Origin of the sequence: Pseudomonas arabinosi (assembly GCF_047758675.1) — a bacterium.
GTDB lineage: Bacteria > Pseudomonadota > Gammaproteobacteria > Pseudomonadales > Pseudomonadaceae > Aquipseudomonas > Aquipseudomonas arabinosi.
Genome location: NZ_CP180480.1, coordinates 460,965 through 486,336, shown reverse-complemented (window position 1 = coordinate 486,336; position 25,372 = coordinate 460,965). Strand labels below are relative to the sequence as shown.

General features: G+C 59.9%; 28 protein-coding genes and 1 pseudogene. 22 read left to right on the top strand and 7 right to left on the bottom strand.

What is annotated here, in order from left to right; all coding sequences use genetic code 11:
* Positions 1–62: 62 nt before the first annotated feature.
* Entirely contained in the window at positions 63–737 is a 675-nt protein-coding gene (gene radC / locus ACMXYJ_RS02170) for a RadC family protein (protein WP_415758626.1), read from the bottom strand.
* Positions 738–873: 136 nt separating this feature from the next.
* Between radC and coaBC the strand changes: the two genes are divergently transcribed.
* The 7 genes and pseudogenes from coaBC to ACMXYJ_RS02135 all read left to right on the top strand — a co-directional run bounded on the left by coaBC (position 874) and on the right by ACMXYJ_RS02135 (position 6,541).
* The gene (coaBC, locus tag ACMXYJ_RS02165) at positions 874–2,082 is read left to right on the top strand and encodes a bifunctional phosphopantothenoylcysteine decarboxylase/phosphopantothenate--cysteine ligase CoaBC (RefSeq protein WP_008150165.1); all 1,209 of its coding nucleotides are present in this window, start codon (positions 874–876) and stop codon (positions 2,080–2,082) included.
* 5 nt (positions 2,083–2,087) lie between these two features.
* A complete protein-coding gene (dut, locus tag ACMXYJ_RS02160; RefSeq protein WP_415758625.1) occupies positions 2,088–2,543 on the top strand; it encodes a dUTP diphosphatase in 456 nt (151 codons plus the stop codon).
* A gap of 327 nt (positions 2,544–2,870) precedes the next feature.
* Positions 2,871–4,247, top strand: a pseudogene (locus ACMXYJ_RS02155) (phosphomannomutase/phosphoglucomutase); the annotation flags it as partial.
* Positions 4,248–4,272: 25 nt separating this feature from the next.
* On the top strand, positions 4,273–5,178 hold the full coding sequence (gene argB / locus ACMXYJ_RS02150; protein ID WP_008007602.1) for an acetylglutamate kinase: 906 nt from the start codon (positions 4,273–4,275) through the stop codon (positions 5,176–5,178).
* A gap of 190 nt (positions 5,179–5,368) precedes the next feature.
* Positions 5,369–5,581 carry a hypothetical protein gene (locus ACMXYJ_RS02145; protein WP_074871958.1) on the top strand — a complete coding sequence of 71 codons (213 nt, stop codon included), beginning with the start codon at positions 5,369–5,371 and terminating at the stop codon, positions 5,579–5,581.
* Between the two features lie 17 nt (positions 5,582–5,598).
* The gene (locus ACMXYJ_RS02140) at positions 5,599–6,171 is read left to right on the top strand and encodes a hypothetical protein (RefSeq protein ID WP_415758624.1); all 573 of its coding nucleotides are present in this window, start codon (positions 5,599–5,601) and stop codon (positions 6,169–6,171) included.
* Positions 6,158–6,541: a hypothetical protein gene (locus tag ACMXYJ_RS02135; protein ID WP_415758623.1), complete on the top strand. Its 384-nt coding sequence runs from the start codon at positions 6,158–6,160 to the stop codon at positions 6,539–6,541. Before ACMXYJ_RS02140 ends, ACMXYJ_RS02135 begins: the two co-directional genes overlap by 14 nt.
* A gap of 72 nt (positions 6,542–6,613) precedes the next feature.
* Here the strand turns inward: ACMXYJ_RS02135 and pyrE are convergent, their stop codons facing one another.
* Positions 6,614–7,258, bottom strand: coding sequence for an orotate phosphoribosyltransferase (gene pyrE, locus ACMXYJ_RS02130; protein WP_007894680.1), 645 nt, complete (start codon positions 7,256–7,258; stop codon positions 6,614–6,616).
* A gap of 82 nt (positions 7,259–7,340) precedes the next feature.
* On the opposite strand from pyrE, the gene ACMXYJ_RS02125 reads away from it, so the two are divergent.
* Complete coding sequence (locus ACMXYJ_RS02125) at positions 7,341–8,120, top strand: exodeoxyribonuclease III (RefSeq protein ID WP_007934608.1); 780 nt, start codon at positions 7,341–7,343, stop codon at positions 8,118–8,120.
* 60 nt (positions 8,121–8,180) lie between these two features.
* Here ACMXYJ_RS02125 and ACMXYJ_RS02120 read toward each other — a convergent pair whose 3' ends face one another.
* On the bottom strand, positions 8,181–8,549 hold the full coding sequence (locus ACMXYJ_RS02120) for a DUF4870 domain-containing protein (RefSeq protein WP_415758622.1): 369 nt from the start codon (positions 8,547–8,549) through the stop codon (positions 8,181–8,183).
* A gap of 28 nt (positions 8,550–8,577) precedes the next feature.
* Positions 8,578–9,300, bottom strand: a complete 723-nt coding sequence (gene rph, locus ACMXYJ_RS02115; RefSeq protein ID WP_010465211.1) for a ribonuclease PH — start codon at positions 9,298–9,300, stop codon at positions 8,578–8,580.
* Between the two features lie 269 nt (positions 9,301–9,569).
* Here rph and ACMXYJ_RS02110 point away from each other — a divergent pair, with 269 nt between their 5' ends.
* The 7 genes from ACMXYJ_RS02110 to ACMXYJ_RS02080 all read left to right on the top strand — a co-directional run bounded on the left by ACMXYJ_RS02110 (position 9,570) and on the right by ACMXYJ_RS02080 (position 15,675).
* The gene (locus ACMXYJ_RS02110) at positions 9,570–10,433 is read left to right on the top strand and encodes a YicC/YloC family endoribonuclease (protein ID WP_033059347.1); all 864 of its coding nucleotides are present in this window, start codon (positions 9,570–9,572) and stop codon (positions 10,431–10,433) included.
* A gap of 12 nt (positions 10,434–10,445) precedes the next feature.
* Positions 10,446–11,066 (top strand): guanylate kinase, encoded by a 621-nt coding sequence (gene gmk / locus ACMXYJ_RS02105; RefSeq protein WP_033059345.1) that lies wholly within the window; start codon positions 10,446–10,448, stop codon positions 11,064–11,066.
* Positions 11,067–11,233: 167 nt separating this feature from the next.
* Positions 11,234–11,497: a DNA-directed RNA polymerase subunit omega gene (gene rpoZ, locus ACMXYJ_RS02100; RefSeq protein WP_007894670.1), complete on the top strand. Its 264-nt coding sequence runs from the start codon at positions 11,234–11,236 to the stop codon at positions 11,495–11,497.
* A gap of 56 nt (positions 11,498–11,553) precedes the next feature.
* Complete coding sequence (gene spoT, locus ACMXYJ_RS02095) at positions 11,554–13,659, top strand: bifunctional GTP diphosphokinase/guanosine-3',5'-bis pyrophosphate 3'-pyrophosphohydrolase (protein ID WP_033059343.1); 2,106 nt, start codon at positions 11,554–11,556, stop codon at positions 13,657–13,659.
* A gap of 24 nt (positions 13,660–13,683) precedes the next feature.
* Entirely contained in the window at positions 13,684–14,064 is a 381-nt protein-coding gene (locus ACMXYJ_RS02090) for a RidA family protein (protein WP_003229509.1), read from the top strand.
* A gap of 55 nt (positions 14,065–14,119) precedes the next feature.
* Positions 14,120–14,860 (top strand): hypothetical protein, encoded by a 741-nt coding sequence (locus ACMXYJ_RS02085; protein WP_415758621.1) that lies wholly within the window; start codon positions 14,120–14,122, stop codon positions 14,858–14,860.
* A gap of 80 nt (positions 14,861–14,940) precedes the next feature.
* Positions 14,941–15,675 carry a hypothetical protein gene (locus tag ACMXYJ_RS02080; RefSeq protein WP_415758620.1) on the top strand — a complete coding sequence of 245 codons (735 nt, stop codon included), beginning with the start codon at positions 14,941–14,943 and terminating at the stop codon, positions 15,673–15,675.
* Between the two features lie 34 nt (positions 15,676–15,709).
* Here ACMXYJ_RS02080 and ACMXYJ_RS02075 read toward each other — a convergent pair whose 3' ends face one another.
* On the bottom strand, positions 15,710–16,579 hold the full coding sequence (locus tag ACMXYJ_RS02075; RefSeq protein ID WP_415758619.1) for an SDR family oxidoreductase: 870 nt from the start codon (positions 16,577–16,579) through the stop codon (positions 15,710–15,712).
* Positions 16,580–16,768: 189 nt separating this feature from the next.
* Between ACMXYJ_RS02075 and exbB the strand changes: the two genes are divergently transcribed.
* From exbB to ACMXYJ_RS02045, 6 genes are all read left to right on the top strand, one after another.
* Complete coding sequence (gene exbB, locus ACMXYJ_RS02070; RefSeq protein WP_415758618.1) at positions 16,769–17,743, top strand: tonB-system energizer ExbB; 975 nt, start codon at positions 16,769–16,771, stop codon at positions 17,741–17,743.
* 6 nt (positions 17,744–17,749) lie between these two features.
* Entirely contained in the window at positions 17,750–18,178 is a 429-nt protein-coding gene (gene exbD / locus ACMXYJ_RS02065; RefSeq protein ID WP_008150131.1) for a TonB system transport protein ExbD, read from the top strand.
* The gene (locus ACMXYJ_RS02060) at positions 18,175–18,924 is read left to right on the top strand and encodes a TonB family protein (protein WP_415758617.1); all 750 of its coding nucleotides are present in this window, start codon (positions 18,175–18,177) and stop codon (positions 18,922–18,924) included. Before exbD ends, ACMXYJ_RS02060 begins: the two co-directional genes overlap by 4 nt.
* A 277-nt stretch (positions 18,925–19,201) precedes the next feature.
* Positions 19,202–20,131: a hydrogen peroxide-inducible genes activator gene (locus ACMXYJ_RS02055; RefSeq protein WP_008150125.1), complete on the top strand. Its 930-nt coding sequence runs from the start codon at positions 19,202–19,204 to the stop codon at positions 20,129–20,131.
* Positions 20,132–20,140: 9 nt separating this feature from the next.
* Positions 20,141–22,216 (top strand): ATP-dependent DNA helicase RecG, encoded by a 2,076-nt coding sequence (gene recG, locus ACMXYJ_RS02050; RefSeq protein WP_415758616.1) that lies wholly within the window; start codon positions 20,141–20,143, stop codon positions 22,214–22,216.
* Between the two features lie 78 nt (positions 22,217–22,294).
* On the top strand, positions 22,295–23,695 hold the full coding sequence (locus tag ACMXYJ_RS02045; protein WP_415758615.1) for an aminoacyl-tRNA deacylase and HDOD domain-containing protein: 1,401 nt from the start codon (positions 22,295–22,297) through the stop codon (positions 23,693–23,695).
* A 78-nt stretch (positions 23,696–23,773) separates the two neighbouring features.
* On the opposite strand, the gene ACMXYJ_RS02040 is transcribed toward ACMXYJ_RS02045, so the two are convergent.
* Entirely contained in the window at positions 23,774–24,157 is a 384-nt protein-coding gene (locus tag ACMXYJ_RS02040) for a hypothetical protein (RefSeq protein ID WP_038980709.1), read from the bottom strand.
* 560 nt (positions 24,158–24,717) lie between these two features.
* Between ACMXYJ_RS02040 and ACMXYJ_RS02035 the strand changes: the two genes are divergently transcribed.
* Positions 24,718–25,104 (top strand): DUF6124 family protein, encoded by a 387-nt coding sequence (locus ACMXYJ_RS02035; RefSeq protein WP_415758614.1) that lies wholly within the window; start codon positions 24,718–24,720, stop codon positions 25,102–25,104.
* A gap of 52 nt (positions 25,105–25,156) precedes the next feature.
* Here the strand turns inward: ACMXYJ_RS02035 and ACMXYJ_RS02030 are convergent, their stop codons facing one another.
* Positions 25,157–25,372, bottom strand: coding sequence for a hypothetical protein (locus ACMXYJ_RS02030; protein ID WP_415758613.1), 216 nt, complete (start codon positions 25,370–25,372; stop codon positions 25,157–25,159).

The following is a 25,372-nucleotide window of genomic DNA, read 5'->3' as shown; positions in this document are numbered from 1 at the left end:
CTGACACGACGCCATCGCGAGCAGGCTCGCTCCTACAGTGGGTTTGTATTCTCCCTCCAGAGCTACATCCACCCATACTCGGCCATGGACAGCGGATCGCCGTCACCGATGATGAAATGGTCGAGCACCCGCACATCGATCAGGTCCAGCGCCTCTTGCAGGCGCTTGGTCAGCGTTCGGTCGGCTTGACTGGGGTTGGTATTACCCGACGGATGGTTATGGCAGAGGATCAGGGCTGCGGCGTTGTGGGCCAACGCGCGTTTAACCACTTGCCTCGGATAGACACTGGTGCTGTCGATGGAGCCGCGAAACAGCACTTCAAAGGTCAGCACTTGATGCCTGGAATCCAAAAACAGACAGCCGAACACCTCGTGAGGCTCATGGCGCAGCATTGACTTCAGGTAATCACGAACCGCCTGCGGATTTTCCAGCGCCGATTTTTGGCGCGCACGTTCGGCCAAATGCCGCCGGCTCATTTCCTGAACCGCTTGCAACTGAGCGAATTTCGCCGGCCCGAGCCCCAACTGCCTGCTGAATGCTGCCTGATCGGCCTCGAGCAGTAAGCGCAGGCTGCCAAACTGACTCAACAGGTGTCGCGCCAGATCTACCGCGCTTTTACCCGACACGCCCGTTCGTAAAAAAATCGCCAGCAGTTCGGCGTCCGAAAGGCTCCCCGAGCCCAACTCAAGCAATCTCTCCCGCGGCCGTTCCGCCGCTGGCCAATCGCGAATACTCATAGCACCTCCCTGGTCTGTGGGCGCCGCTGTTCCATAGCGGGCGCTGTGATATCTTAGCCCATCTTTTTTGCGGGCGATTTCATCCCTGGGGAGGGGGTATCGCCATGCAGTCATCAACGAAATGAAAGGCAGACCTATGCAGCGGCTGTATCGGAAACGCATCGTTCTGGGCGTCGGCGGCGGCATCGCTGCCTATAAGAGCGCCGACCTGGTTCGCCGCCTGATCGACCAGGGCGCCGAAGTGCGCGTGGTCATGACCCGCGGCGGCAGCGAGTTCATCACACCGTTGACCATGCAGGCCTTGTCCGGGCATCCGGTCCACCTCGATTTGCTCGACCCGGCGGCCGAAGCTGCCATGGGCCACATCGAGCTGGCCAAATGGGCCGACCTGGTGCTGATCGCTCCCGCCACCGCGGACCTCATCGCCCGCCTGGCCCAAGGCATTGCTGACGACCTGCTGACCACGCTGGTGCTGGCCACCGACGCCGTGGTCGCCGTTGCCCCGGCGATGAACCAGGCCATGTGGCGCGACCCGGCCACCCAGGCCAACCTGCAAACCCTCGAAAGCCGTGGCTTGAAAACCTTCGGCCCAGCCTCCGGCAGCCAGGCCTGCGGCGACGTCGGCATGGGTCGCATGCTCGAAGCCACCGACCTCGCCCAGTGCGCGGCGGACTGCTTCCAGCGTCAGGCACTGACCGGCAAACACGTGCTGATCACCGCCGGCCCGACCCAGGAAAACATCGACCCGGTGCGTTACATCACCAACCACAGCTCCGGAAAGATGGGCTTTGCCCTGGCCGAGGCCGCAGTGGAAGCCGGCGCCCGCGTAACGCTGATCACTGGCCCGGTGCATCTGCCGACCCCGGATCGCGTCACGCGCATCGACGTGGTCAGCGCCCGCGACATGCTCGCCGCGTGTGAAGCCGCGATCCCTTGCGACCTGTTCATCGCCTCGGCAGCGGTCGCGGATTACCGCCCGGAAGTCGTCGCCCCACAAAAACTCAAGAAAGACCCTACGAACGGCGACGGCTTGTTGCTACAGATGGTGCGTAACCCGGACATCCTGGCCACCATTGCCACACGCCCCGACCGTCCGTTCAGTGTCGGGTTCGCCGCCGAAACCGAACACCTGCTCGACTACGCTGCCCGCAAGTTGAAAGACAAGAACCTCGATTTGATCGTCGCCAACGACGTCGCCAACCCGAGTATTGGCTTCAACAGTGAAGAAAACGCCTGCAGCGTGATCGACCGCCAGCTACACGCCACACTTTTCGCCCAGACCAGCAAGAGCAAGATTGCTCGCCAGCTGATCACTTTTATCGCCGAACGTCTGAACCAGGTTTAATTTACATGCACGCTTTGCAAGCCAAGATCCTCGACCCTCGCATCGGCACCGATTTCCCGCTGCCACAGTACGCCACGCCAGGCTCCGCCGGCCTCGACCTGCGCGCCATGCTGGAAAAAGACACCGTCATCAAGCCAGGCGAAACCCTGCTGATCCCGACTGGCCTGTCCGTCTACATTGGCGACCCGGGCTTGGCGGCGCTGATTCTCCCGCGCTCCGGCCTGGGCCATAAGCACGGCATCGTGCTGGGCAACCTGGTCGGCCTGATCGACTCCGATTACCAGGGCCCGCTGATGGTGTCGTGCTGGAACCGTGGCCAGACCGAATTCACCATGGTCGTTGGCGAGCGTTTGGCTCAGCTGGTTCTGGTGCCAGTGGTTCAAGCGCACTTCGAGATGGTTGAAGAGTTCGTTGAAACCGAGCGCGGCACTGGCGGTTTCGGACACTCCGGCAGCCATTGATCCGATAAAGAACCTGTGGCGAGGGAGCTTGCTCCCGCTGGGCTGCGAAGCGGCCCCAAGATTTTGTGGGCGCTGCGCACCCAAGCGGGAGCAAGCTCCCTCGCCACAATTCGTACAACGTTCATCTGGAAGGTTTACCGTCCAAAATCAAGGCATTGACCGGTGATTACCCCACAAACGCAGATGGCATGGCCTTTACACACCACGAACTCTCAGTGGAAAACGCCGTCATACCCTTCAGTTTGAGCCGGCCGACGAGTTCTTCGCGGCAGGTCCAGCCACTTTCGAGATGGAGCATTTCTACAGATGAGCACCCCAGCCCAAGTCGCACCCAAGTTCCCCGACAGCATCTTCCGCGCCTACGATATTCGCGGCACCGTCCCGGAATTCTTGAACGCTGAAACCGCTTATTGGCTCGGTCGCGCCATCGGCTCCCAGAGCCTGGCCCAGGACGAACCTAATGTGTCCGTCGGCCGTGACGGTCGCCTGTCCGGCCCAGAACTGGTCGAACAACTGATCAAAGGCCTCGCCGACAGCGGTTGCCACGTCAGCGACGTCGGCCTGGTGCCAACGCCTGCGCTGTACTACGCCGCCAACGTGCTGGCCGGCAAATCCGGCGTGATGCTCACCGGCAGCCACAACCCGTCAAACTACAACGGCTTCAAAATCGTCATTGCCGGCGACACTCTGGCCAACGAACAGATCCAGGCCCTGCACGAACGCCTCAAGACCAACAACCTGAGCAGCGGCAAGGGCAGCATCACCCAGGTCGAGATCCTCGACCGCTACAACACCGAAATCGTCCAGGACATCAAACTGGCTCGCCGCCTCAAAGTCGTGGTCGACTGCGGCAACGGCGCGGCCGGCGTGATCGCCCCGCAACTGATCGAAGCCCTGAACTGCGAAGTCATCCCGCTGTTCTGCGAGGTCGACGGCAACTTCCCTAATCACCACCCGGACCCGGGCAAGCCTGAAAACCTCGTGGACCTGATCGCCAAGGTCAAGGAAACCAACGCTGACCTGGGCCTGGCCTTCGACGGCGACGGCGACCGCGTCGGCGTGGTGACCAACACTGGCAGCATCGTCTACCCGGACCGCCTGCTGATGCTGTTCGCCCGTGACGTACTGGCGCGCAACGCTGACGCGGAAATCATCTTCGACGTCAAATGCACCCGTCGCCTGACGCCGCTGATCAAGGAATATGGCGGCCGTCCGCTAATGTGGAAGACCGGTCACTCGTTGATCAAAAAGAAAATGAAACAAACCGGCGCCCTGCTGGCCGGCGAAATGAGCGGCCACATCTTCTTCAAGGAGCGCTGGTTCGGTTTCGACGACGGCATTTACAGCGCCGCGCGTCTGCTGGAGATCCTCAGCAAAGAAAAATCCAACGCGGAAGAGCTGTTTGCGACCTTCCCGAACGATATTTCTACGCCGGAAATCAATATCCATGTGACCGAAGAGAGCAAATTCAGCATCATTGATGCTCTGCACGACGCGAAGTGGGGCGAAGGCGCCGACCTGACCACCATCGACGGCGTGCGAGTCGACTACGCCAAAGGCTGGGGCCTGGTTCGCGCGTCCAACACCACACCGGTGCTGGTGCTGCGTTTCGAGGCTGATGACGAGGCTGAACTGCAGCGCATCAAGGACGTATTCAAAGTCCAGTTGAAGCGTGTTGCACCTGATCTCCAATTACCGTTTTGATCTTCTGAAGTACCCGGAGCCCTGAATGACCCTCGAACGCGAAGCCGCCGCCAACACCGCCAAGGTCCTGTCCGAAGCGCTGCCTTACATTCGCCGCTATGTCGGCAAGACGCTGGTGATCAAATACGGCGGCAACGCGATGGAAAGCGAGGAGCTGAAAACCGGCTTCGCCCGCGACATCGTGCTGATGAAGGCTGTCGGCATAAACCCGGTAGTGGTTCACGGCGGCGGCCCGCAAATCGGCGACCTGCTCAAGCGTTTGTCGATCGAGAGCCACTTCATCGATGGCATGCGCGTCACTGACGCGCAAACCATGGACGTGGTGGAAATGGTCCTCGGCGGCCAGGTGAACAAGGACATCGTCAACCTGATCAACCGTCATGGCGGTAGCGCCATCGGCCTGACCGGTAAAGACGCCGAGCTGATTCGTGCGAAAAAGCTCACCGTGACCCGCCAGACGCCGGAGATGACCCAACCGGAAATCATCGACATCGGCCAGGTGGGCGAAGTGGTCGGAATCAACACCGACCTGCTGAACCTGCTGGTCAAAGGTGACTTCATCCCGGTGATCGCGCCAATCGGTGTCGGCGCCAACGGCGAGTCTTACAACATCAACGCCGACCTGGTGGCCGGTAAAGTTGCCGAAGCGCTGAAAGCTGAAAAGCTGATGCTGCTGACCAACATCGCCGGCCTGATGGACAAGTCGGGCACGGTCCTGACCGGCCTGACCACCCAACAGGTCGACGACTTGATCGCCGACGGCACCATCTACGGCGGCATGCTGCCGAAGATCCGTTGCGCGCTGGAAGCCGTGCAAGGTGGCGTGGGCAGTTCGTTGATCATCGATGGTCGTGTGCCGAATGCGATTCTTCTGGAAATCTTCACCGACACCGGTGTGGGTACCTTGATCAGCAATCGCAAGCGTCACTGATTCAAGAACGTCAAAAGATCGCACCCTTCTGCGGCACCTACGGATGTACGAATATTCCGTAGGAGCTGACGAAGTCTGCGATCTTTTTTATGCGCGCAGGAAATGTCTGACCTGACTAAGCGAAACATCCGACATCCAGCCAGCATTAGTCCGCATAGGATCTTCCCTGTATCCACAGGAGATCTTCCCCATGAAAAAAGACCACGTTCCCTACGGCAGTGATGTTTCAGCAGGCACTTACGAGTGCGCAGATTGCGGGCGCGAATACACCAATCAGTCAAAGACTTCGCTTCCGCCGTGCCCAGACTTCAAACCCAGCACCCACGTACTTAATGGCTGGAATATCCTGACTGGCCAAGGTGACGCCGTGGCAGATCCGTATCCAAACAAGCCTTCCAAGTAATCGCGGGGGTTTGAACCATGCAGATCTCGTTCACGATTGACGCCCAGGTATTCGACCTTGAGCAAAGGGAGCCGGTCAAAAAGACCTTGAGGATCACCGACCACGAAATCGCCCACGCCCTGCAACGTATCGCCAAGGCGAGCCTGACCGAATACTTGAAAATGCTGGTAGAGGGCGGCATGCCGAGTCGGGCCGATGAAGCGAAACAGGACCGCTTGCTGTATCTGATTCAAAGCTACTTCGGGCAGACATTGCCGACCGAATCTCAGATATCGACGATTTTTCAACTGACCCAGAGCCAAAGCAAAACCCTGCTGAAAAACACGGTTTCGCGCTTTCGTAATCAGCTGGACGATATTCTGCAGCACAGCATGCGAGCCGTGATCGAGTCTGCGGAACATGCGCAGACGGTGTACCTGGTGGTGATCAGTTCGGACGTCATTCGTGATGAGCTGAACATGCTGATCACACAGAACCAACCGACCTTCAAACCCATCACAAAACGTAAAGGCAGCGCCGGGCAGTTCGAGATCAGTGAGGATTCCCACGACCTGCTCTGCGCCACGCTGGGGATCAATGCCGTTCAGTGACATCGTGGCGGTCAGTGGATTGCTGCTGACCTTGACCACCTTCATGTTCAACCTGGCGTGGCCGAGGCTGCATGAAGCACTGGAGCTGGATGAAAGCCAATCTGGTCCGCTCGCCAGAAAACGAAGCCGAAAAAAGGTAACGAACGTTTTGTTCGCCTGTGCCCTCCCTCTGACCAGCGCCTTCCTGGCGCTGTTTTACGTCAACTTGCCTGCTGCCGTGAGGATCATGGGCAGCAGCACACTGAATCTTTGGGACTTTGACGTGGATCGCACGCTTTACGTGATGGTTGCGTTCGCACTCATGGTGTTTGCGCTGTTCAACCTGGGATTGGTACTAAAACTAATCGGAAAATGGCGAAGACTGCACTGACGACAAAAAAAGACCCCGCTCAGGCCGACTGAGCGGGGTCTTTTTGGCCTACACAACCCTGTGGGATTGTGGTTAGACGCCGAACTGCGCGCGGTAGGCTTCAACCGCCGGCAGGTGTTGCTTGAGCTGCGGATCGTCAGCCAGGAATTCGAGCACCTGGTTCAGCGAAACAATGCTGATCACCGGAATGCCGAAGTCACGCTCCACTTCCTGGATGGCCGACAACTCGCCGTTGCCACGCTCCTGACGGTTCAGGGCGATGAGCACGCCCGCAGCTTTGGCGCCGTCCTGGGAAGCGATGATCTGCATCACTTCACGGATGGCAGTGCCTGCGGTGATCACGTCGTCGATGATCAGCACGTCGCCGGTCAACGGTGCGCCGACCAGACTGCCGCCTTCGCCGTGAGCCTTGGCTTCCTTGCGGTTGAAGCACCATGGCAAATCACGGCCATGATGTTCGGCCAGGGCCACTGCGGTGGTCGCCGCCAAAGGGATGCCTTTGTAGGCCGGGCCGAACAGTACGTCGAACGAAATGCCGCTCTCGACGATGGCCGCCGCGTAGAAACGACCCAGCTGTGCAAGGGCCGAACCCGAGTTGAACAGGCCGGCATTGAAGAAGTAAGGACTGGTGCGTCCGGACTTCAGGGTGAACTCGCCGAAGCGCAAAACGCCGCGATCGATGGCAAAACGAATGAAATCGCGCTGATACGCTTGCATGAAAAAAACCCCAAATACCACGGCTTTAGCTAATTAGGTTGACGCCGTGTATCATACACGCACGCGATTTTTGGGGCCATTTATGCGGATCATCAGTGTGAACGTCAATGGTATTCAGGCTGCAGTGGAGCGAGGGTTGCTCAGTTGGCTGCAAGCACAGAATGCCGACGTCATCTGCCTGCAGGACACCCGCGCCTCCGCCTTTGAACTGGACGATCCAGCTTTCCAACTGGATGGCTACTTCCTTTATGCCTGCGAAGCCGAAGTTCCCGCCCAAGGTGGCGTGGCTTTGTATTCGCGGCTGCAACCGAAGGCAGTCATCAGCGGTCTCGGCTTCGAGACAGCCGACCGCTACGGGCGCTACCTGCAAGCCGATTTCGACAAGGTCAGCATCGCGACCTTACTGCTCCCTTCGGGGCAGAACGGCGATGAAGACTTGAACCAGAAGTTCAAGCTAATGGACGATTTCGCCCGTTATCTGGATAAACAGCGACGCAAACGTCGCGAGTACATTTACTGTGGCTCGCTGTACGTGGCGCAACAGAAGCTGGATATCAAGAACTGGCGTGACAGCCAGCAATCCCCGGGCTTCCTGGCACCTGAACGTGCCTGGATGGACGAGATTGTCGGCAACATGGGCTATGTCGATGCCCTGCGTGAAGTCAGCCGTGAAGGTGACCAGTACAGCTGGTGGCCGGATAACGAACAGGCTGAAATGCTCAACCTCGGTTGGCGTTTCGACTATCAGTTGCTGACTCCGGGCCTGCGTCGCTTCGTACGCAGCGCACGCTTGCCACGTCAGCCACGGTTCTCGCAGCACGCTCCGCTGATCGTGGACTACGACTGGACGCTGACCATCTAAGCGTCGTTCCGCACACACAAAAAAGCCGACATCTCTGTCGGCTTTTTTGTGGACAACGATTTATTTGATCAACCGCCAGGTGAACGGATACCGATAAGGCACCCCTTCATTGGCCTTCACGCCGCCGATGATCGTCAGCACCAGCGCACCGATCGCCAACAGACCAAACAGGAAGAACCCGACGATCACCACCATCAACAAGAAGCAGATGGCGGAGGCAATGGCGACGGTGATCTGAAAGTTCAGCGCCTCCTTGCCTTGAGCATCAACAAACGGATCCATCTCGCGCTTCATCTGCCAGAGAATCAGCGGTCCGATCAACGTACCGAATGGAACCCAGATCCCCAGCAAGGCGGACAGGTGACAAAACATTGCCCACTGCCGAACCTCTTTGCTCGGTGTGGGAAGCAGCTGTTGCTCGTCACTCATGGCGTCCTCCTTGCGTGGAGCGGTCCAATCAGTCGGCCAGTGCAGCCTTTTGCAGTTCGAAGATTTCGGTCATGCCTTTCTTCGCCAACTCAAGCATAGCGTTCAGCTCTTCCGGCTGGAACGGAGCGCCTTCGGCAGTGCCCTGGACTTCGATGAAGCCGCCAGTGCTGGTCATCACCACGTTCAGGTCGGTCTCGGCGGCCGAATCTTCCAGGTAGTCGAGGTCAAGTACTGGCTCGCCTTGGTACATGCCCACCGATACGGCAGCGATCATTTGCTTCAGCGGGTCGCCGCCTTTCAGGCCGCCGCGCTTCTTGATCACTTTCAAGGCATCGACCAGTGCAACCATGGCGCCGGTGATGGACGCGGTACGGGTGCCGCCGTCCGCCTGGATCACGTCGCAGTCGACGTACAGGGTGACGTCGCCCAGCTTGGACATGTCCAGCGAAGCGCGCAGGGAACGACCGATCAGACGCTGGATTTCCAGGGTGCGGCCGCCTTGTTTGCCGCGACTCGCTTCACGCTGGTTACGCTCGCCAGTGGCGCGCGGCAGCATGCCGTATTCAGCGGTCAACCAGCCTTGGCCCTGACCTTTGAGGAAACGCGGCACGCCGTTCTCGACGCTGACGGTGCAGATGACTTTGGTATCACCGAACTCGACCAGTACAGATCCCTCGGCGTGTTTGGTGTAGTTGCGGGTAATGCGGATCGAGCGGAGCTGATCGGCAGCGCGACCACTTGGACGTTTCATAGGGAATACCTGTACGGGGGACGGAAAACTGCGGAGCATTATAGAGCCGCAGGGCCACGAGTGGGCACTTCTAAAAAATCCCCCGACGACTGAAGGCCCTGAACAGCGCTTTGCCGACGACCTGCAGCCCTTTGTCACACCGTGTGTTTGGGCGCATTCGCCCCACTGCGCTACAATCCTGCGCCTTTGCTGCCTCTGGGCTTAAATTCATATAGATCAGGCCTGCGAAACCTTTGGTATTGCATGAACCTGCATTGCGAGGTACCTCCATGGTGCACAGCATGACCGCCTTTGCCCGCGTCGAAAAAGCCGGCGCCCAAGGCACCCTGAGCTGGGAACTGCGCTCGGTCAACAGCCGCTACCTGGAGCCGCATCTGCGTCTGCCGGAGTCCTTTCGCGACCTCGAAGGCGCGGTCCGCGAAGCACTGCGCCAGGGAATCTCGCGCGGCAAGCTCGAATGCACCCTGCGCTTCACCGAAGAAAATACCGACAAACCACTGCAAGTGGACCGCGAGCGCGCCGCGCAATTGGTCGCCGCTGCCGAGACCATCGCCAGCCTGATCAAAAATCCGGCCGCGCTGAACCCGCTGGAAGTGCTGGCCTGGCCCGGTGTGCTGGTGGGCGATGCGACTGACCCGCAAGCGCTGAATGCCGAAGCTCTGGCGCTGTTCAACGAAGGCCTGAAAGAACTCAAGGCCGGCCGCGAGCGCGAAGGCGCGGAGCTGGCACGGTTGATCAACGATCGCCTGACCTCTATTGAAGAAGATGTGGTGACCCTGCGTGAACTGGTCCCGCAGATGCTCGCCACCCAGCGCCAGAAAGTGCTCGACCGCTTTGCCGATATGAAGGCCGAGATGGACCCGCAGCGGCTGGAGCAGGAAATGGTCATGCTCGCGCAAAAGAGCGACGTCGCCGAAGAACTGGATCGCCTGAGCACTCACATCATCGAAGTTCGCCGGGTGCTCAAATCCGGTGGCGCTGCCGGTCGGCGCCTGGACTTCCTGATGCAAGAGCTCAACCGCGAAGCCAACACACTGGGCTCCAAAGCCTTCGACCCGCGCAGCACCCAGGCGGCGGTCAACCTCAAAGTGTTGATCGAGCAGATGCGCGAACAAGTGCAGAATATTGAGTAAGGCAACCCTGACATGACCCACAGCACCGGCACCCTGTACATCATTTCCGCACCTTCGGGCGCGGGCAAGAGCAGCCTGGTCAAGGCCCTGACCGACGCTGATCAGGAGATCCGCGTCTCCGTCTCCCACACCACCCGCGCCATGCGCCCCGGTGAAGTGAACGGCGTGAACTATCACTTCGTCGAACGCAGCGAGTTCGTGAAGATGATCGAGCATGGGGATTTCCTCGAGCGCGCCGAAGTGTTCGGCAATCTCTACGGCACCTCGCAAAGCCATTTGCAGCAGACCCTGGACGAAGGCCACGACCTGATTCTGGAAATCGACTGGCAGGGTGCAGAACAAGTGCGCAAGTTGATGCCCCAGGCTCGTTCGATCTTCATTCTGCCGCCGTCTCTGCAAGCCTTGCACCAGCGCCTGACTAATCGCGGCCAGGACAGCGACGAGATCATCGATGGCCGGATGCGCGAAGCCGTCAGCGAAATGAGCCACTACGTCGACTACGATTATCTGATCATCAACGACGATTTCGCCCACGCACTGCGCGATTTGCAGGCGATTTTCCGTGCCAATCAGCTGCATCAGAAGCGTCAGCAGCAGCGTAACGGAAAACTTTTGGCCGAATTGCTCGGCTAAACAGCTCTTCCCAAAACCGTTGCAAGGGCTTTACATTGGCACTTGCAGCGCGTTGAAGGGCTTGGTCAAAAAATCAGCGCTTCCCTAATCGCTGGTGATTTTTTAAACTGTTGAGTCCGCTCGCCCAACCGGGCAGCGCGCATATTGCATTCGCTCCGAGGAATACCATGGCCCGCGTAACCGTTGAAGATTGCCTAAACCACGTGGAAAACCGCTTTGAGCTGGTCATGCTGTCTACCAAGCGTGCCCGTCAACTGGCCACCGGCGGCAAAGAGCCACTGGTTCAGTGGGAAAACGACAAGCCTACCGTTGTAGCCTTGCGTGAAATCGCTGAAGGCCTGATGAGCTACGAGTTCATCGCCAACGCTGAAATCGTCGAAGACGAACCGCTGTTCGCAGCGTTCGAGGACGAGTCCAACGAGGCAGTCTAAGCCATGCCTGGTCGACGTAGCACGGCGCGGGGTCACAGCGAACGGCAGGTTTCATCATGCCGAGCATAGACGCCCTCGCCGATCGCTTATCGACCTACCTCGGCAAGGACCAGGTCAACCTGGTCCGCCGAGCGTACTTCTACGCCGAACAAGCCCACGACGGCCAACGCCGCCGTAGCGGTGAGGCGTACGTCACGCACCCACTCGCGGTTGCGAATATTCTTGCCGACATGCACATGGACCATCAGAGCCTGATGGCTGCGATGCTGCATGACGTGATCGAAGACACCGGTATTGCCAAGGAAGCGCTGCAAGCGCAATTCGGCGAAACCGTGGCCGAACTGGTCGACGGGGTCAGCAAACTGACCCAGATGAACTTCGAGACCAAGGCCGAAGCCCAGGCCGAAAACTTCCAGAAGATGGCCATGGCCATGGCCCGCGACATTCGCGTGATCCTGGTCAAACTGGCTGATCGCCTGCACAACATGCGGACCCTGGAAGTCCTGTCCGGCGAAAAACGCCGACGGATCGCCAAGGAAACCCTGGAAATCTATGCGCCTATTGCCAACCGGCTGGGCATGCACGCCATCCGCATAGAATTCGAAGACCTCGGCTTCAAGGCGATGCACCCGATGCGTTCCGCACGGATCAACCAGGCGGTCAAACGCGCCCGGGGCAACCGCAAGGAAATCGTCAATAAGATCGAAGAATCACTCAGCCACTGCCTGGCCATCGACGGCATTCAGGGCGAGGTCAGCGGTCGTCAGAAACACCTCTACGGCATCTACAAGAAAATGCGCGGCAAGCGTCGGGCCTTCAACGAGATCATGGACGTCTATGCGTTCCGGATCATCGTCGACAAGGTCGATACCTGCTATCGCGTACTGGGTGCTGTGCATAATTTGTACAAACCGTTGCCAGGTCGCTTCAAGGATTACATCGCGATCCCCAAGGCCAACGGCTACCAGTCGCTGCACACCACGTTGTTCGGCATGCACGGTGTTCCGATCGAGATTCAGATCCGCACCCGTGAAATGGAAGAGATGGCCAACAACGGCATCGCCGCCCATTGGCTGTACAAATCCAGCGGCGACGAGCAGCCAAAAGGCACTCACGCTCGCGCCCGGCAGTGGGTCAAAGGCGTGCTGGAGATGCAGCAACGGGCCGGCAACTCGCTGGAATTCATCGAGAGCGTGAAGATCGACCTGTTCCCGGACGAGGTCTACGTGTTCACGCCCAAAGGCCGGATCATGGAGCTGCCCAAAGGCTCTACAGCGGTCGATTTCGCCTACGCAGTGCACACCGACGTGGGCAACAGCTGCATTGCCTGTCGGATCAATCGTCGACTCGCACCGCTGTCCGAACCGCTGCAAAGCGGCTCCACGGTCGAGATCGTCAGCGCCCCCGGCGCGCGACCGAACCCGGCATGGCTTAACTTCGTGGTCACCGGCAAGGCGCGGACCCACATCCGCCATGCGCTGAAACTGCAACGCCGCTCCGAATCCATCAGCCTCGGCGAACGCCTGCTGAACAAGGTCCTCAACGGTTTCGACAGCTCGCTGGAGAAAGTCGCAGCCGAGCGCGTCAAGGCGATGCTCACCGAGTACCGCCTGGAATTGATCGAAGACCTGCTTGAAGACATCGGGTTGGGCAATCGCATGGCTTACGTGGTCGCCCGCCGCCTGCTCGGCGAAGGCGAACAGCTGCCAAGCGCGGAAGGTCCGCTGGCAATTCGCGGCACCGAAGGCCTGGTGCTCAGTTACGCCAAGTGCTGCACACCAATCCCGGGCGACCCGATTGTCGGCCACCTGTCCGCAGGCAAAGGCATGGTCGTGCACCTGGACAACTGCCGCAACATCAGCGAAATCCGCCACAACCCGGAAAAATGCATCCAGCTTTCGTGGGCCAAGGATGTCACCGGCGAATTCAATGTCGAGCTGCGCGTCGAGCTGGAACACCAGCGCGGCCTGATCGCTCTGCTGGCCAGCAGCGTCAACGCGGCCGACGGCAATATCGAAAAAATCAGCATGGACGAACGCGATGGTCGCATCAGCGTGGTCCAACTGGTGGTCAGCGTGCACGACCGTGTGCACCTGGCCCGCGTGATCAAGAAACTGCGCGCCCTGACCGGGGTGATTCGCATCACTCGCATGCGTGCGTAAGCCACTCATTACAAGGAGTCATTCATGACCAAAACAGTTATCACCAGCGACAAGGCCCCGGCCGCCATCGGCACTTACTCCCAGGCGATCAAGGCCGGCAACACCGTTTACATGTCGGGTCAAATTCCTCTGGACCCAAAAACCATGGAACTGGTTGAAGGCTTCGAAGCCCAGACCGTCCAGGTGTTCGAGAACCTCAAAGCCGTGGCCGAAGCGGCCGGCGGCTCGTTCAAAGACATCGTCAAACTGAACATTTTTCTCACCGACCTGAGCCACTTCGCCAAGGTCAACGAGATCATGGGCAAGTACTTTGACCAGCCTTACCCTGCCCGCGCCGCCATCGGCGTAGCAGCCCTGCCAAAGGGTTCGCAGGTTGAGATGGATGCCATTCTGGTCATCGAGTAATGCGTCCGGCGCAGCTTTAAAGGCTGCGCCGTCTTCGTTTTGAAAGGATTCCACCATGCGCCAAGCGCTAGCTCTCTCGCTGGTCGCCCTACTCTTGGGCGGTTGTGCCAGCAAACCTGCCGACCGTGACATCAGCGGCACCTGGATCAATCAGGTGGCGATCGATGCTGCAGCCAAAGGCGGCCCCCTGCGCGAAGCGCTCCAGGCCTATGGCCCGAACCTGGAATGGGACGTCAACACCAAGGCCGGCCAGGCCCGCTACACCAACGGTTTTGAAAACGTCGACGGCAAGCTGCTGGGCGAAGCCTCCGGCGCCTGGAAGGTCGACTTTTATGGCAGCTCCGCCAGCGAGTTGAAGCGTGACGGCAAGCAACTGAGCCAGGTCGCCAGCGACAATGAGCCTGAGCAAGTCTTCGACCGCGCGCAGGTTACGGTGCCGGACGGCGCACCGATGGGTGCCAGTTTCGAACGCGCACTGTATTCGGCCTACATGGGCGGCAGCTGGAAAGTTGTCAGCGGTCCCGGTGAAGGCAATACCGTGCAATTCCAGGCTGACGGCCAGGTTGCCGGCCTGCCGGGGGCGGATCGCTATGCCCTGTGTCTGGCGGGCGATTGCGCATCGATGAGCGGCGGCAACGACAACATGTGGCTGCAACTCAACGGCCAGGGCAACACCTGGATCTTTGCGCGCAAGGGCAAGGAACTGGAGATTTTCCAGACCATGAACACCGCTCAGGCGGACGAGATGCCATCGTTCACGCCGGGTGATCGCAAGTGGTTGCTGGAAAAACAGTGATACAGAATACAGGAGCCTGCGGGCTCCTTTTTCTTTAGCCTGCACCGTCGAATTCTTTGCCCCCCGTTCAAGGATTGATCATGCGCCCACTGCTTATCCTTGGCCTATTACTGCTCGGCGGCTGTACCGCCATGCCCGCAGAAACGGATATCAGCGGTATCTGGATCAATCAGGCGGCCATCGATGCAGCGGCCCAAGGCCAGTCTTTACATGAATCCTTAAACACCCACGGCCGGAATCTGGAATGGGACATCAACACCCGCACCGGCAAGGCGCAAGTGAGCAGCGGTTTTGAGAGAGCTGAAGGCCAACTGCTGCAAAAGTCATCCAATGCCTGGACCGTCGACTACAACGGCTACGGCACTGACGGGCTGCGCCTGGATGGCAAGCGACTGACTCAACTGGCCAAGGAGCACTTCCCCCAGCAGGTGTTCAGTCGCCCCAGCAAGACCGCCAAAACGCATGCAAAGTGGGGTAGCACCTTCAGGAAAGCCCTGAACGCTGCTTATATGGGCGGGCAGTGGAAAATCATCGACAGTCACGGAACAGGCCAAATGGTCGTGTTTACGGAAGATGGCCATGTTTCAGGATTACCGGGAACCGATCGATACGAGTTATGCCTGGACGGTGATTGCGCCAGCCAAGGCGCAGGCAATGACACCTTGGCCCTGGGCACGGACGACCTGAATGCCACATGGATTTTCGTTCGCAAAGGCAAGCAACTGGAGATTTTCCTGGCAATCAATCAATCCCGGCCAGACGAAATCCCCCACTTCACCCCCGGCCCACGCCAGTGGCTGCTGGTAAAACAATGACTCAAAAACAAAGGCGCCCGCAGGCGCCTGTTGTTTAGAGACTCGCTCCGCTCCCCTGGGCAAGTATCGCAGCATAACCTTCGCGGTAACTTGGGTACTTCGGCGTCCAGCCCAAGGCTTTCGCCCGAGCATTGCTGCATTGCTTACTGCCCGTGCGACGCACGCTCGCGTCTTCGGCCCATTCGGTCACGCCCAGATACTCACGCAACCAGCCCACCACTTCGGCCAGCGGCGCAGGCGCATCATCCACACCGATGTAGACGTTATCCAGCGCCACGCCGCGATGATCAGCCTCAAGCAGAAACGCCATCAACCCCGCCGCATCGTCGGCGTGAATGCGATTGCCGTACAACGGTGGATCGATGGCCACGCGATAACCTCGACGCACCTGTGTCAGCAACCATTCGCGGCCCGGGGCGTAAATGCCGGTCAAACGCACGATGCTGGCCGGGATGCCGCTATCGAGCGCCACTTGCTCCGCCTCTAGCATCAATCGACCCGAATAGCCTGTTGCAATGGTCGGCGAAGTCTCATCGACCCACTCGCCATCCTGCTGGCCATACACACTGCTGCTGGAAACGAACAGCAGGCGATTGGGCACCTGCCCGTAGTCGTTCAGCCATTCCAGAACATGCTGCAAGCCCTGCACATAAGCGGCGCGATAACCGGCTTCATCGTGATCGGTGGCGGCCGCGCAATACACCAGGTAATCCACCGCACCGACTGGCCAGGTCTCTGGACAGTCTTCATTGAACAAATCACCGGCAACGCCGATCACGCCCTTTGGCAGACGCGAGACATCACGCCGCAAGCCGTGAACCTCCCATCCGCCAGCCAGCAATTGCGTGGCCAGACGACTACCAACATCACCGCAGCCGGCGATCAAAACAGAAGGCGCGGACATCAGAAAACTCCCATTGGAAAGGCACAGACTAGCGCCGGCAAAGGACGAGCGGCTAGCAATGAAGGAAAAAAAGATACTCTATTACTTTTGTTAACAAGAATTACTTGCAATAATGCCTGCCACTTTTGTTCTCGGCCTCACGAGGCCTGGAAGAACATTTACCGTCTTTTTCTCTCAGGTCCGGCCAGCATGACACGCAATCAATTCCCCGCTTCGCCAACCAAACGACCTCGCGCCTGGAGCGCGGTGGCCGCCCTGCTGCTCAGCCTGATGCTGGCGCCGACCGCCGCTTTCGCTGACGCACAAGCGCCAGCCGCTCCGGCAGCCACTGTTGCTCCAGCTCCTGCCGATCACGCCGCACCGGCCGTTACCCCGGCTGCGACCGACCCGGCCCAAGCCGTTGACACCACCGCCGAAGACGTTCCGGAAGCCCTCGAAGCCGACAACACTCTGGGCATGGCCCACGACCTGTCGCCGTGGGGCATGTACCAGAACGCCGACATCATCGTGAAAATCGTGATGATCGGTCTGGCCATCGCCTCGATCATCACCTGGACGATCTGGATCGCCAAGGGTTTCGAGCTGATGGGCGCCAAGCGTCGTCTGCGCACCGAAATCGTCCACCTGAAAAAAGCCACCACCCTTAAAGAAGCCAGTGTGACCGCCACCAAGCAAGGCACCCTCGCCAATTTGCTGGTGCATGACGCCCTGGAAGAGATGCGCTTGTCGGTCAACAGCCGCGAGAAAGAAGGCATCAAGGAACGCGTCGCCTTCCGCCTTGAGCGTCTGGTTGCAGCCTGCGGTCGTAATATGAGCAGCGGCACCGGCGTGCTCGCCACCATCGGCTCTACCGCGCCGTTCGTCGGCCTGTTCGGTACCGTGTGGGGCATCATGAACAGCTTTATCGGCATCGCCAAAACCCAGACCACCAACCTCGCCGTCGTGGCTCCCGGCATCGCCGAAGCCCTGCTGGCAACCGCGTTGGGTCTGGTTGCAGCGATTCCGGCCGTCGTGATCTACAACGTCTTTGCCCGCTCCATCGCAGGTTACAAGGCCCAAGTGTCCGACGCTTCGGCAGAAGTCCTGCTGCTGGTCAGCCGTGACCTCGATCACCTGCCGACCACCGAGCGCAGCTCGCAACCGCACATGGTGAAAGTGGGGTAATCAGCCATGGGCTTGCATTTGAAAGAAGGCGCAGACGACGATCTGGCCGAGAACCACGAAATCAACGTCACACCGTTCATCGACGTGATGCTGGTGCTGTTGATCATCTTCATGGTGGCGGCCCCACTCGCCACCGTGGACATCAAGGTCGACCTGCCCGCTTCCAGCGCCAAACCGGCGCCACGACCAGAGAAACCGGTGTTCCTCAGCGTCAAGGCAGACCAACGCCTGTTCCTCGGCGAAGACGAAGTGAAGGCCGAAGCACTCGGCGCCACCCTCGACGCCAGGACCAAAGGCAAGAAAGACACGACGATCTTCTTCCAGGCCGATAAAGGCGTGGATTACGGCGACCTGATGAGCGTGATGGACAACCTGCGCTCTGCCGGTTACCTGAAGGTGGGCCTGGTCGGACTCGAGACGGCAGTCAAGAAATGATCACGACGCGCCAAAAGCTGACGCGTTACAGCGCGAGCCTGGCCGTGGTGCTGGGCGTCCATGCGCTGGCCATTGCGCTGGCGCTGAACTGGACGTCGCGCCCACCGATCGAGCTGCCGCCACAGGCGATGATGGTCGAGTTGGCGCCGGTTCCGGCACCGCCACCGCCGGCACCGCCGAAGGTCATAACGCCGCCACAGCCACCCGCCCCGGTGGAAGAACTGCCGATACCGAAACTGGCTGAAGTGCCGAAAGCCGAGATCGCCGTGCCGAAACCGGTCAAACCCAAGCCAAAGCCTCAACCGCCCAAGCCTGTGGAGAAAAAGCCGGAACCGCCTAAAGAGAAGCCGTCTGAGGAAAAACCGAGCGACGCGCAACCGACTCAGGCGCCAACGGAGAAATCCGCTCAGCCGGCACCGGGCCCATCACCGGCGCAGCAAGCGGCGAAGGCCAGCTGGCAAGGCACCCTGCTCGCTCACTTGGCCAAGTACAAGAAGTACCCGGCCAGTGCGCAGGCGCGGGGCAAGGAAGGCATGAACCGTCTGCGCTTCGTGGTGGATGCTGAAGGTAACGTGTTGTCGTTCGAACTGGTGGGCGCCTCTGGCACTGCCGATCTGGACCGGGCCACCCTGGAAATGATCCGCCGCGCCCAACCGCTGCCCAAGCCACCGGCTGACATGTTGACCAATGGCGCCATCGAAATCGTTGCACCGTTTGTTTACTCGCTGGAAAAACGCCGACGTTAAACCACCGCAGATCCCCATGTGGGAGCGAGCTTGCTCGCGATGGCGGAGTTACAGTCAATGAAGATGTTGAATGTTATTGCCTCATCGCGAGCAAGCTCGCTCCCACAGGTTCTGCGGCGGCTACAACATCCGAGGAAGGCACCCGAAAAGGTGCCTTTTGCATATCCGCCAGCGGCAAACCTGCTTTGCCCTGTGTCACTCAACACACTCAGTCTGATAACGTGCGTCTATCGATTGCAGCCGGTATGCTTGGCTCGCAACTTCATGGACGCTTGCTATGACTCTTACAGAATTACGCTACATCGTTACCCTCGCCCAAGAGCAGCACTTCGGCCACGCGGCCGAGCGTTGCCATGTCAGCCAGCCGACCCTGTCGGTGGGCGTGAAAAAGCTTGAAGACGAACTCGGTGTGCTGATTTTCGAGCGCAGCAAGAGTGCCGTGCGCCTGACCCCGGTCGGCGAAGGCATTGTCGCCCAGGCGCAGAAAGTGCTGGAACAAGCCCAAGGCATCCGCGAATTGGCCCAGGCCGGCAAGAACCAGCTGACCGCACCGCTGAAAGTCGGCGCCATCTACACCGTCGGCCCGTACCTGTTTCCGCACCTGATTCCACAACTGCACCGGGTCGCCCCGCAGATGCCGTTGTACATCGAAGAAAACTTCACCCACGTGCTGCGCGACAAACTGCGCAACGGCGAGCTCGACGCGATCATCATCGCCCTGCCGTTCAACGAAGCTGACGTGCTGACCCTGCAGCTCTACGACGAACCGTTCTACGTCCTGATGCCGGCCCAGCACCCGTGGACCCAAAAAGAATCCATCGACGCCGCCCTGCTCAACGACAAGAGCCTGCTGCTGCTCGGCGAAGGCCACTGCTTCCGCGATCAAGTGCTGGAAGCCTGCCCGACCCTGGCCAAAGGCAACGACGGCGCCAAGCACACCACGGTGGAATCCAGCTCCCTGGAAACCATCCGCCACATGGTTGCGTCCGGCCTGGGTATCTCGATCCTGCCGCTGTCGGCGGTCGACAGCCATCACTACGCCCCCGGCGTGATCGAAGTGCGTCCACTGACGCCTCCGGTGCCGTTCCGCACCGTGGCCATCGCCTGGCGCGCGAGCTTCCCGCGGCCGAAGGCGATTGAAATCCTCGCTGACTCCATTCGCCTGTGCTCAGTGGCCAAGCCGCAAGCACCGGTGGTTGCGGCCTAAGTCGCTGCCATGACCGAGTTGTCGCAAGTGTCGGTGACGGCACTCAAGGGTGTCGGCGAAGCCATGGCCGAGAAATTGGCCAAGGTCGGCCTGGAGAATCTCCAGGACGTGCTTTTTCACCTGCCGTTGCGCTATCAGGACCGCACGCGCGTGGTCCCGATCGGCCATTTACGACCCGGGCAAGACGCCGTGATCGAAGGCACCGTCAGCGGCGCCGATGTGGTCATGGGCCGCCGCCGCAGCCTCGTTGTTCGTCTGCAGGACAGCACCGGCGGGCTCAGCCTGCGTTTCTACCATTTCAGCAACGCCCAGAAAGAAGGCCTCAAACGCGGTACGCGGATTCGCTGCTACGGCGAAGCACGGCCCGGCGCGTCGGGGCTGGAAATCTACCACCCGGAATACCGCGCCATCACCGGCGACGAGCCGCCGCCGGTGGATGAAACCCTGACCCCGGTTTACCCGCTCACCGAAGGCCTGACCCAACAGCGTCTGCGCCAACTGTGCATGCAAACCCTGACGATGCTCGGCCCCACCAGCCTGCCCGATTGGCTGCCGAACGAACTGGCGCGGGACTATCAACTGGCGCCGCTGGCCGATGCAATCCGCTACCTGCACCACCCGCCGGCCGATGCCGATGTCGACGAACTCGCCCTCGGTCATCACTGGGCGCAGCACCGTCTGGCCTTTGAAGAACTGCTGACCCATCAACTGTCCCAGCAGCGCCTGCGTGAGAGCATGCGCTCCCTGCGCGCCCCGGCGATGCCGAAAGCCAGCAAACTGCCGGCCCAGTATCTGGCCAACCTCGGTTTCACCCCGACCGGCGCCCAGCAACGGGTCGGCAACGAAATCGCCTACGACCTCAGTCAGCACGAACCGATGCTGCGGCTTATTCAGGGCGACGTCGGCGCGGGTAAAACCGTGGTCGCAGCCCTCGCCGCCCTCCAGGCCTTGGAGGCCGGATATCAAGTGGCGCTGATGGCGCCCACCGAAATCCTCGCCGAGCAGCACTTCATCACCTTCAAGCGCTGGCTCGAACCGCTGGGCATCGAAGTCGCATGGCTGGCCGGCAAACTCAAAGGCAAGAACCGCGTGGCCGCACTGGAGCAGATTGCCAACGGCGCACCGATGGTGGTCGGCACCCACGCGCTGTTCCAGGACGAAGTGCAGTTCAAAAACCTCGCACTGGCGATCATCGACGAACAACACCGCTTCGGCGTGCAGCAACGGCTGGCGTTGCGGCAGAAAGGTGTCGGCGGGCGGATGTGTCCGCATCAGCTGATCATGACCGCCACACCGATTCCCCGGACGCTGGCCATGAGCGCCTACGCCGACCTCGACACCTCGATCCTCGACGAACTACCGCCCGGCCGAACCCCGGTGAACACCGTGCTGATCACCGATACCCGGCGCGTCGAAGTCATCGAACGGGTGCGCGGCGCCTGTGCCGAAGGGCGTCAGGCCTATTGGGTGTGCACGCTGATTGAAGAGTCGGAAGAGCTGACCTGCCAGGCCGCCGAAACCACTTACGAAGACCTCACCGCCGCCCTCGGCGAGTTGAAGGTCGGGCTGATCCACGGCCGCATGAAGCCCGTCGAGAAAGCCGCGGTCATGGCCGAATTCAAGGCCGGCAACCTGCAACTGCTGGTCGCCACCACGGTGATTGAAGTCGGCGTCGACGTGCCCAACGCCAGCCTGATGATCATCGAAAACCCAGAACGCCTCGGGCTTGCGCAATTGCACCAGTTGCGCGGTCGAGTGGGTCGGGGCAGCGCCGCCAGCCACTGCGTGCTGCTCTACCATCCACCGCTGTCACAGATCGGTCGTCAGCGTTTGGGCATCATGCGCGAAACCAACGACGGGTTTGTCATCGCTGAAAAAGACCTCGAGCTGCGCGGCCCCGGCGAAATGCTCGGCACGCGCCAGACCGGCCTGCTGCAATTCAAGGTCGCAGACCTGATGCGTGACGCCGATCTGCTACCCGCCGTGCGCGACGCCGCCCAGGCGCTGCTGGAACGCTGGCCGGATCACGTCAGCCCGCTGCTCGACCGCTGGCTACGTCATGGGCAGCAATACGGCCAAGTGTGAGCACCGTCGCAGTTTCTGAACCACCGTTCTGAGCAAGCTGGTTATACTCCTGCCATTGTTTTAAAACGGATACAGACCATGACCGAAGTTGCCCTCGCACCCGCCACCCCGCACGCTCCGTCGGTTATTCGGCTGATGCTGGGCAAATTGGGTATCGCCTACGAAGAAGTCCTCGACCATCACGGCCTGAACGCCGCACGCAAAGTGCAGGCTGTTCTGCTTGATGACGCCGTGGGCACGCTCATGGTGCTGTTCCCGCAGAGCCAATTGCTGGACCTCAATCGCCTCGCCGAACTGACCGGCCGCCGCCTCACCGCCGTGTCCACCGAACGCCTGGTGAAAATGCTCGGCAAACACAACCTGAGCCTGCTGCCCGGCATGCCGGCGCTCACCAGCTCACCGTGCCTGTATGAAGAAAGCCTGCTGTGCGAGCCGAAGTTGCTGATCAACTCGGGCGAGCCGGGCGTGTTGCTGGAGATCACCAGCGAAGACTTCAAGACCATGCTGACCAAGGCCAGCGCCGCCAACTTCGGCGAAGCGCTGATCAGCATTCGCCCGAACCTCGACCGCCCCCACGATGACCGCGAGGAAATCACCCAGGCCGTTCAAGCGTTCACCGCACGGCGCATCCAGCAACGCCTGGAAGAGACCATCGAGATTCCGCCGCTGGCCGAGACCGCGCAGAAAATCATCAAACTGCGCGTCGACCCCAACGCCACCATCGACGACATCACCGGCGTCGTCGAAACCGACCCGGCCCTGGCCGCACAAGTCGTGAGCTGGGCGGCGTCGCCGTACTACGCCTCGCCGGGCAAGATTCGCTCAGTAGAAGACGCCATCGTGCGGGTGCTGGGCTTCGACCTGGTGATCAACCTGGCGCTGGGCCTGGCCCTGGGCAAAACCCTGAGCCTGCCAAAAGACCATCCGCAACACACCACGCCGTACTGGCAGCAATCGATCTACACCGCCGCCGTCATCGAAGGCCTGACCCGCGCCATGCCCCGCGCCCAGCGCCCGGAAGCCGGCCTGACCTACCTCGCCGGCCTGCTGCACAACTTCGGCTACTTGCTGCTGGCCCACGTGTTCCCACCGCACTTCTCGCTGATCTGCCGCCACCTGGAGGTCAACCCGCACCTGTGCCACAGCTACGTCGAGCAACACCTGCTCGGCATCAGCCGTGAACAGATCGGCTCGTGGCTGATGCGCTACTGGGACATGCCCGAAGAACTGGCCACTGCGCTGCGCTTCCAGCACGACCCGGGCTACGACGGCGATTACGCCGAGTACCCCAACCTCGTGTGCCTGGCGGTACGTTTGCTGCGTAGCCGCGGGATTGGGTCTGGGCCGGATGAAGACATTCCGGATGCGTTGTTGGAGCGTGTGGGTTTGACGCGTGACAAAGCCAACGACGTCGTCACTAAAGTGCTTGAAGCCGAAGTGCTGCTACGCGAACTGGCTTCGCAATTCACCCAGGTATAAAAAAACCCGCTCCCACACTCGGTCAAATGTGGGAGCGGGCTTGCTCGCGAAGAATCCAACTCGGTCCAACTGACCCACTCAAGCCTTAGCCTTCGCCTTCCTCGGCTTCAAATACTTGGTCAACCCCTGGAACCAGATCACCAGAGCCGGGTTGCCCTTGATCTGAATCGACTTATCCTGAATCCCCGTCATAAACGCCAACTGCTTGTTCTTCGCCTGCATCGTGGCAAAGCCATACGCTGCATCTTTAAAGGCAATCGCAAACGCAGGCTCGGCATACACGCCCGACTTGCTGGTAATGCGCTGATCCTTCACAAAGAAATGCCGCGCCACTTTCCCGTCCAGGGTCTGTAGCTGAAACACCAACTCCTTGTCACCCAACTGCTGCTGAAACGCAGGATTAGTCCGACTGGCCTTACCCATCAACAAACCCAGCATCCACAGAAGAAAACGAAATTTCATGCGCACAGCCTCAAAAGGAAAATGAACGGCCGGCGCAGTGTAGCGGCTTCAAGCAAGAACACCACTGTCTGGTTGCGTTAGAAGAAGATGCCGGTTTTTTTGACGCTGATGACTACCAAGTCACGCCGACCTGATCGTCCCCACGCGCAGCAAAGGAATGCATCCCATGACGTCCGCGTCACCTTCCCTACACCCGAAGAAACACAATCTGTAGGAGCTGCCGAAGGCTGCGATCTTTTGATCTTGATCCCCTCAAACCTCTCGGACATTTCCTTCAACACGCCGGGCTGTCCGTGAACTAGGCAGTCTTCGGTATCACCGATAGTCTCTGGTGGTCGCCGCAAATCGGTGACACGGACGTGCAAGTCCGATCTGGAACACATTCGTTATGGCTATTGACCGAGCATTTTCTTATGCTCGCGAATCGTTATGGCGACTGTGTGTGGGAGACCTTCGGGTCTGCCGGAGTTCCGGACCGGTCTTGCACACCTATACACAGTTGCCACCTCTTTCGAAGTGCGAGCGAAACGGTGTCAGCTCCAATTTCCGGAAGATACCTAATGATCAAGCCAACACCAAATCCCCCCGAACACGAAGACACATCCCCCTACGAATCCTTAGATTCAAAAAAACTCCACGAAGCCGCCGAACGCGCCCTCGATCTTCACCTCGGCACGCCTGCGGATAAAAAACCTAAACGTCGCAATGGCGACCTCTTCATCGTCGCTCCCGACGTCCACACCGAAACCGTCCTGGCCAACGCCTCGGAAGACCTGCTGTCCATCAGCGCCATCGCCGCCGACCTGGCCGACAGCGTAGAAGGCTCACGCCGCTCCGTCGCACTGGCACTCAGCAGAATGGCGGTCGGTGTGCATCTGTTAGTGGAGCGAGCGCTGGATCATATTGATTCACCGAATCCGGCGGAGCATCGCGCCAACGCGAAATAGCAAACAGGGGGGGAGCGATGGGTTCAGCCTGAAAACCCATCCTTTCCCCGCTCTACGGACGACTGTCTTTCGGCCAAAAAATAGCGACTACGCCGCTTAACAAGCTCAAGACCAACAGCACCCACGCCACGGTGAAGGCAACATCAAGGCCGCTGGATACGCTTCCGCTGCCAGTCGCTCCAGCAGCGATCCCCCCCAGCCCCAGCACTGCGCTGAATATCGAAAGGGCTAACAACACAGCCGCCAAAATCCCCAAGGTTTTACGCAT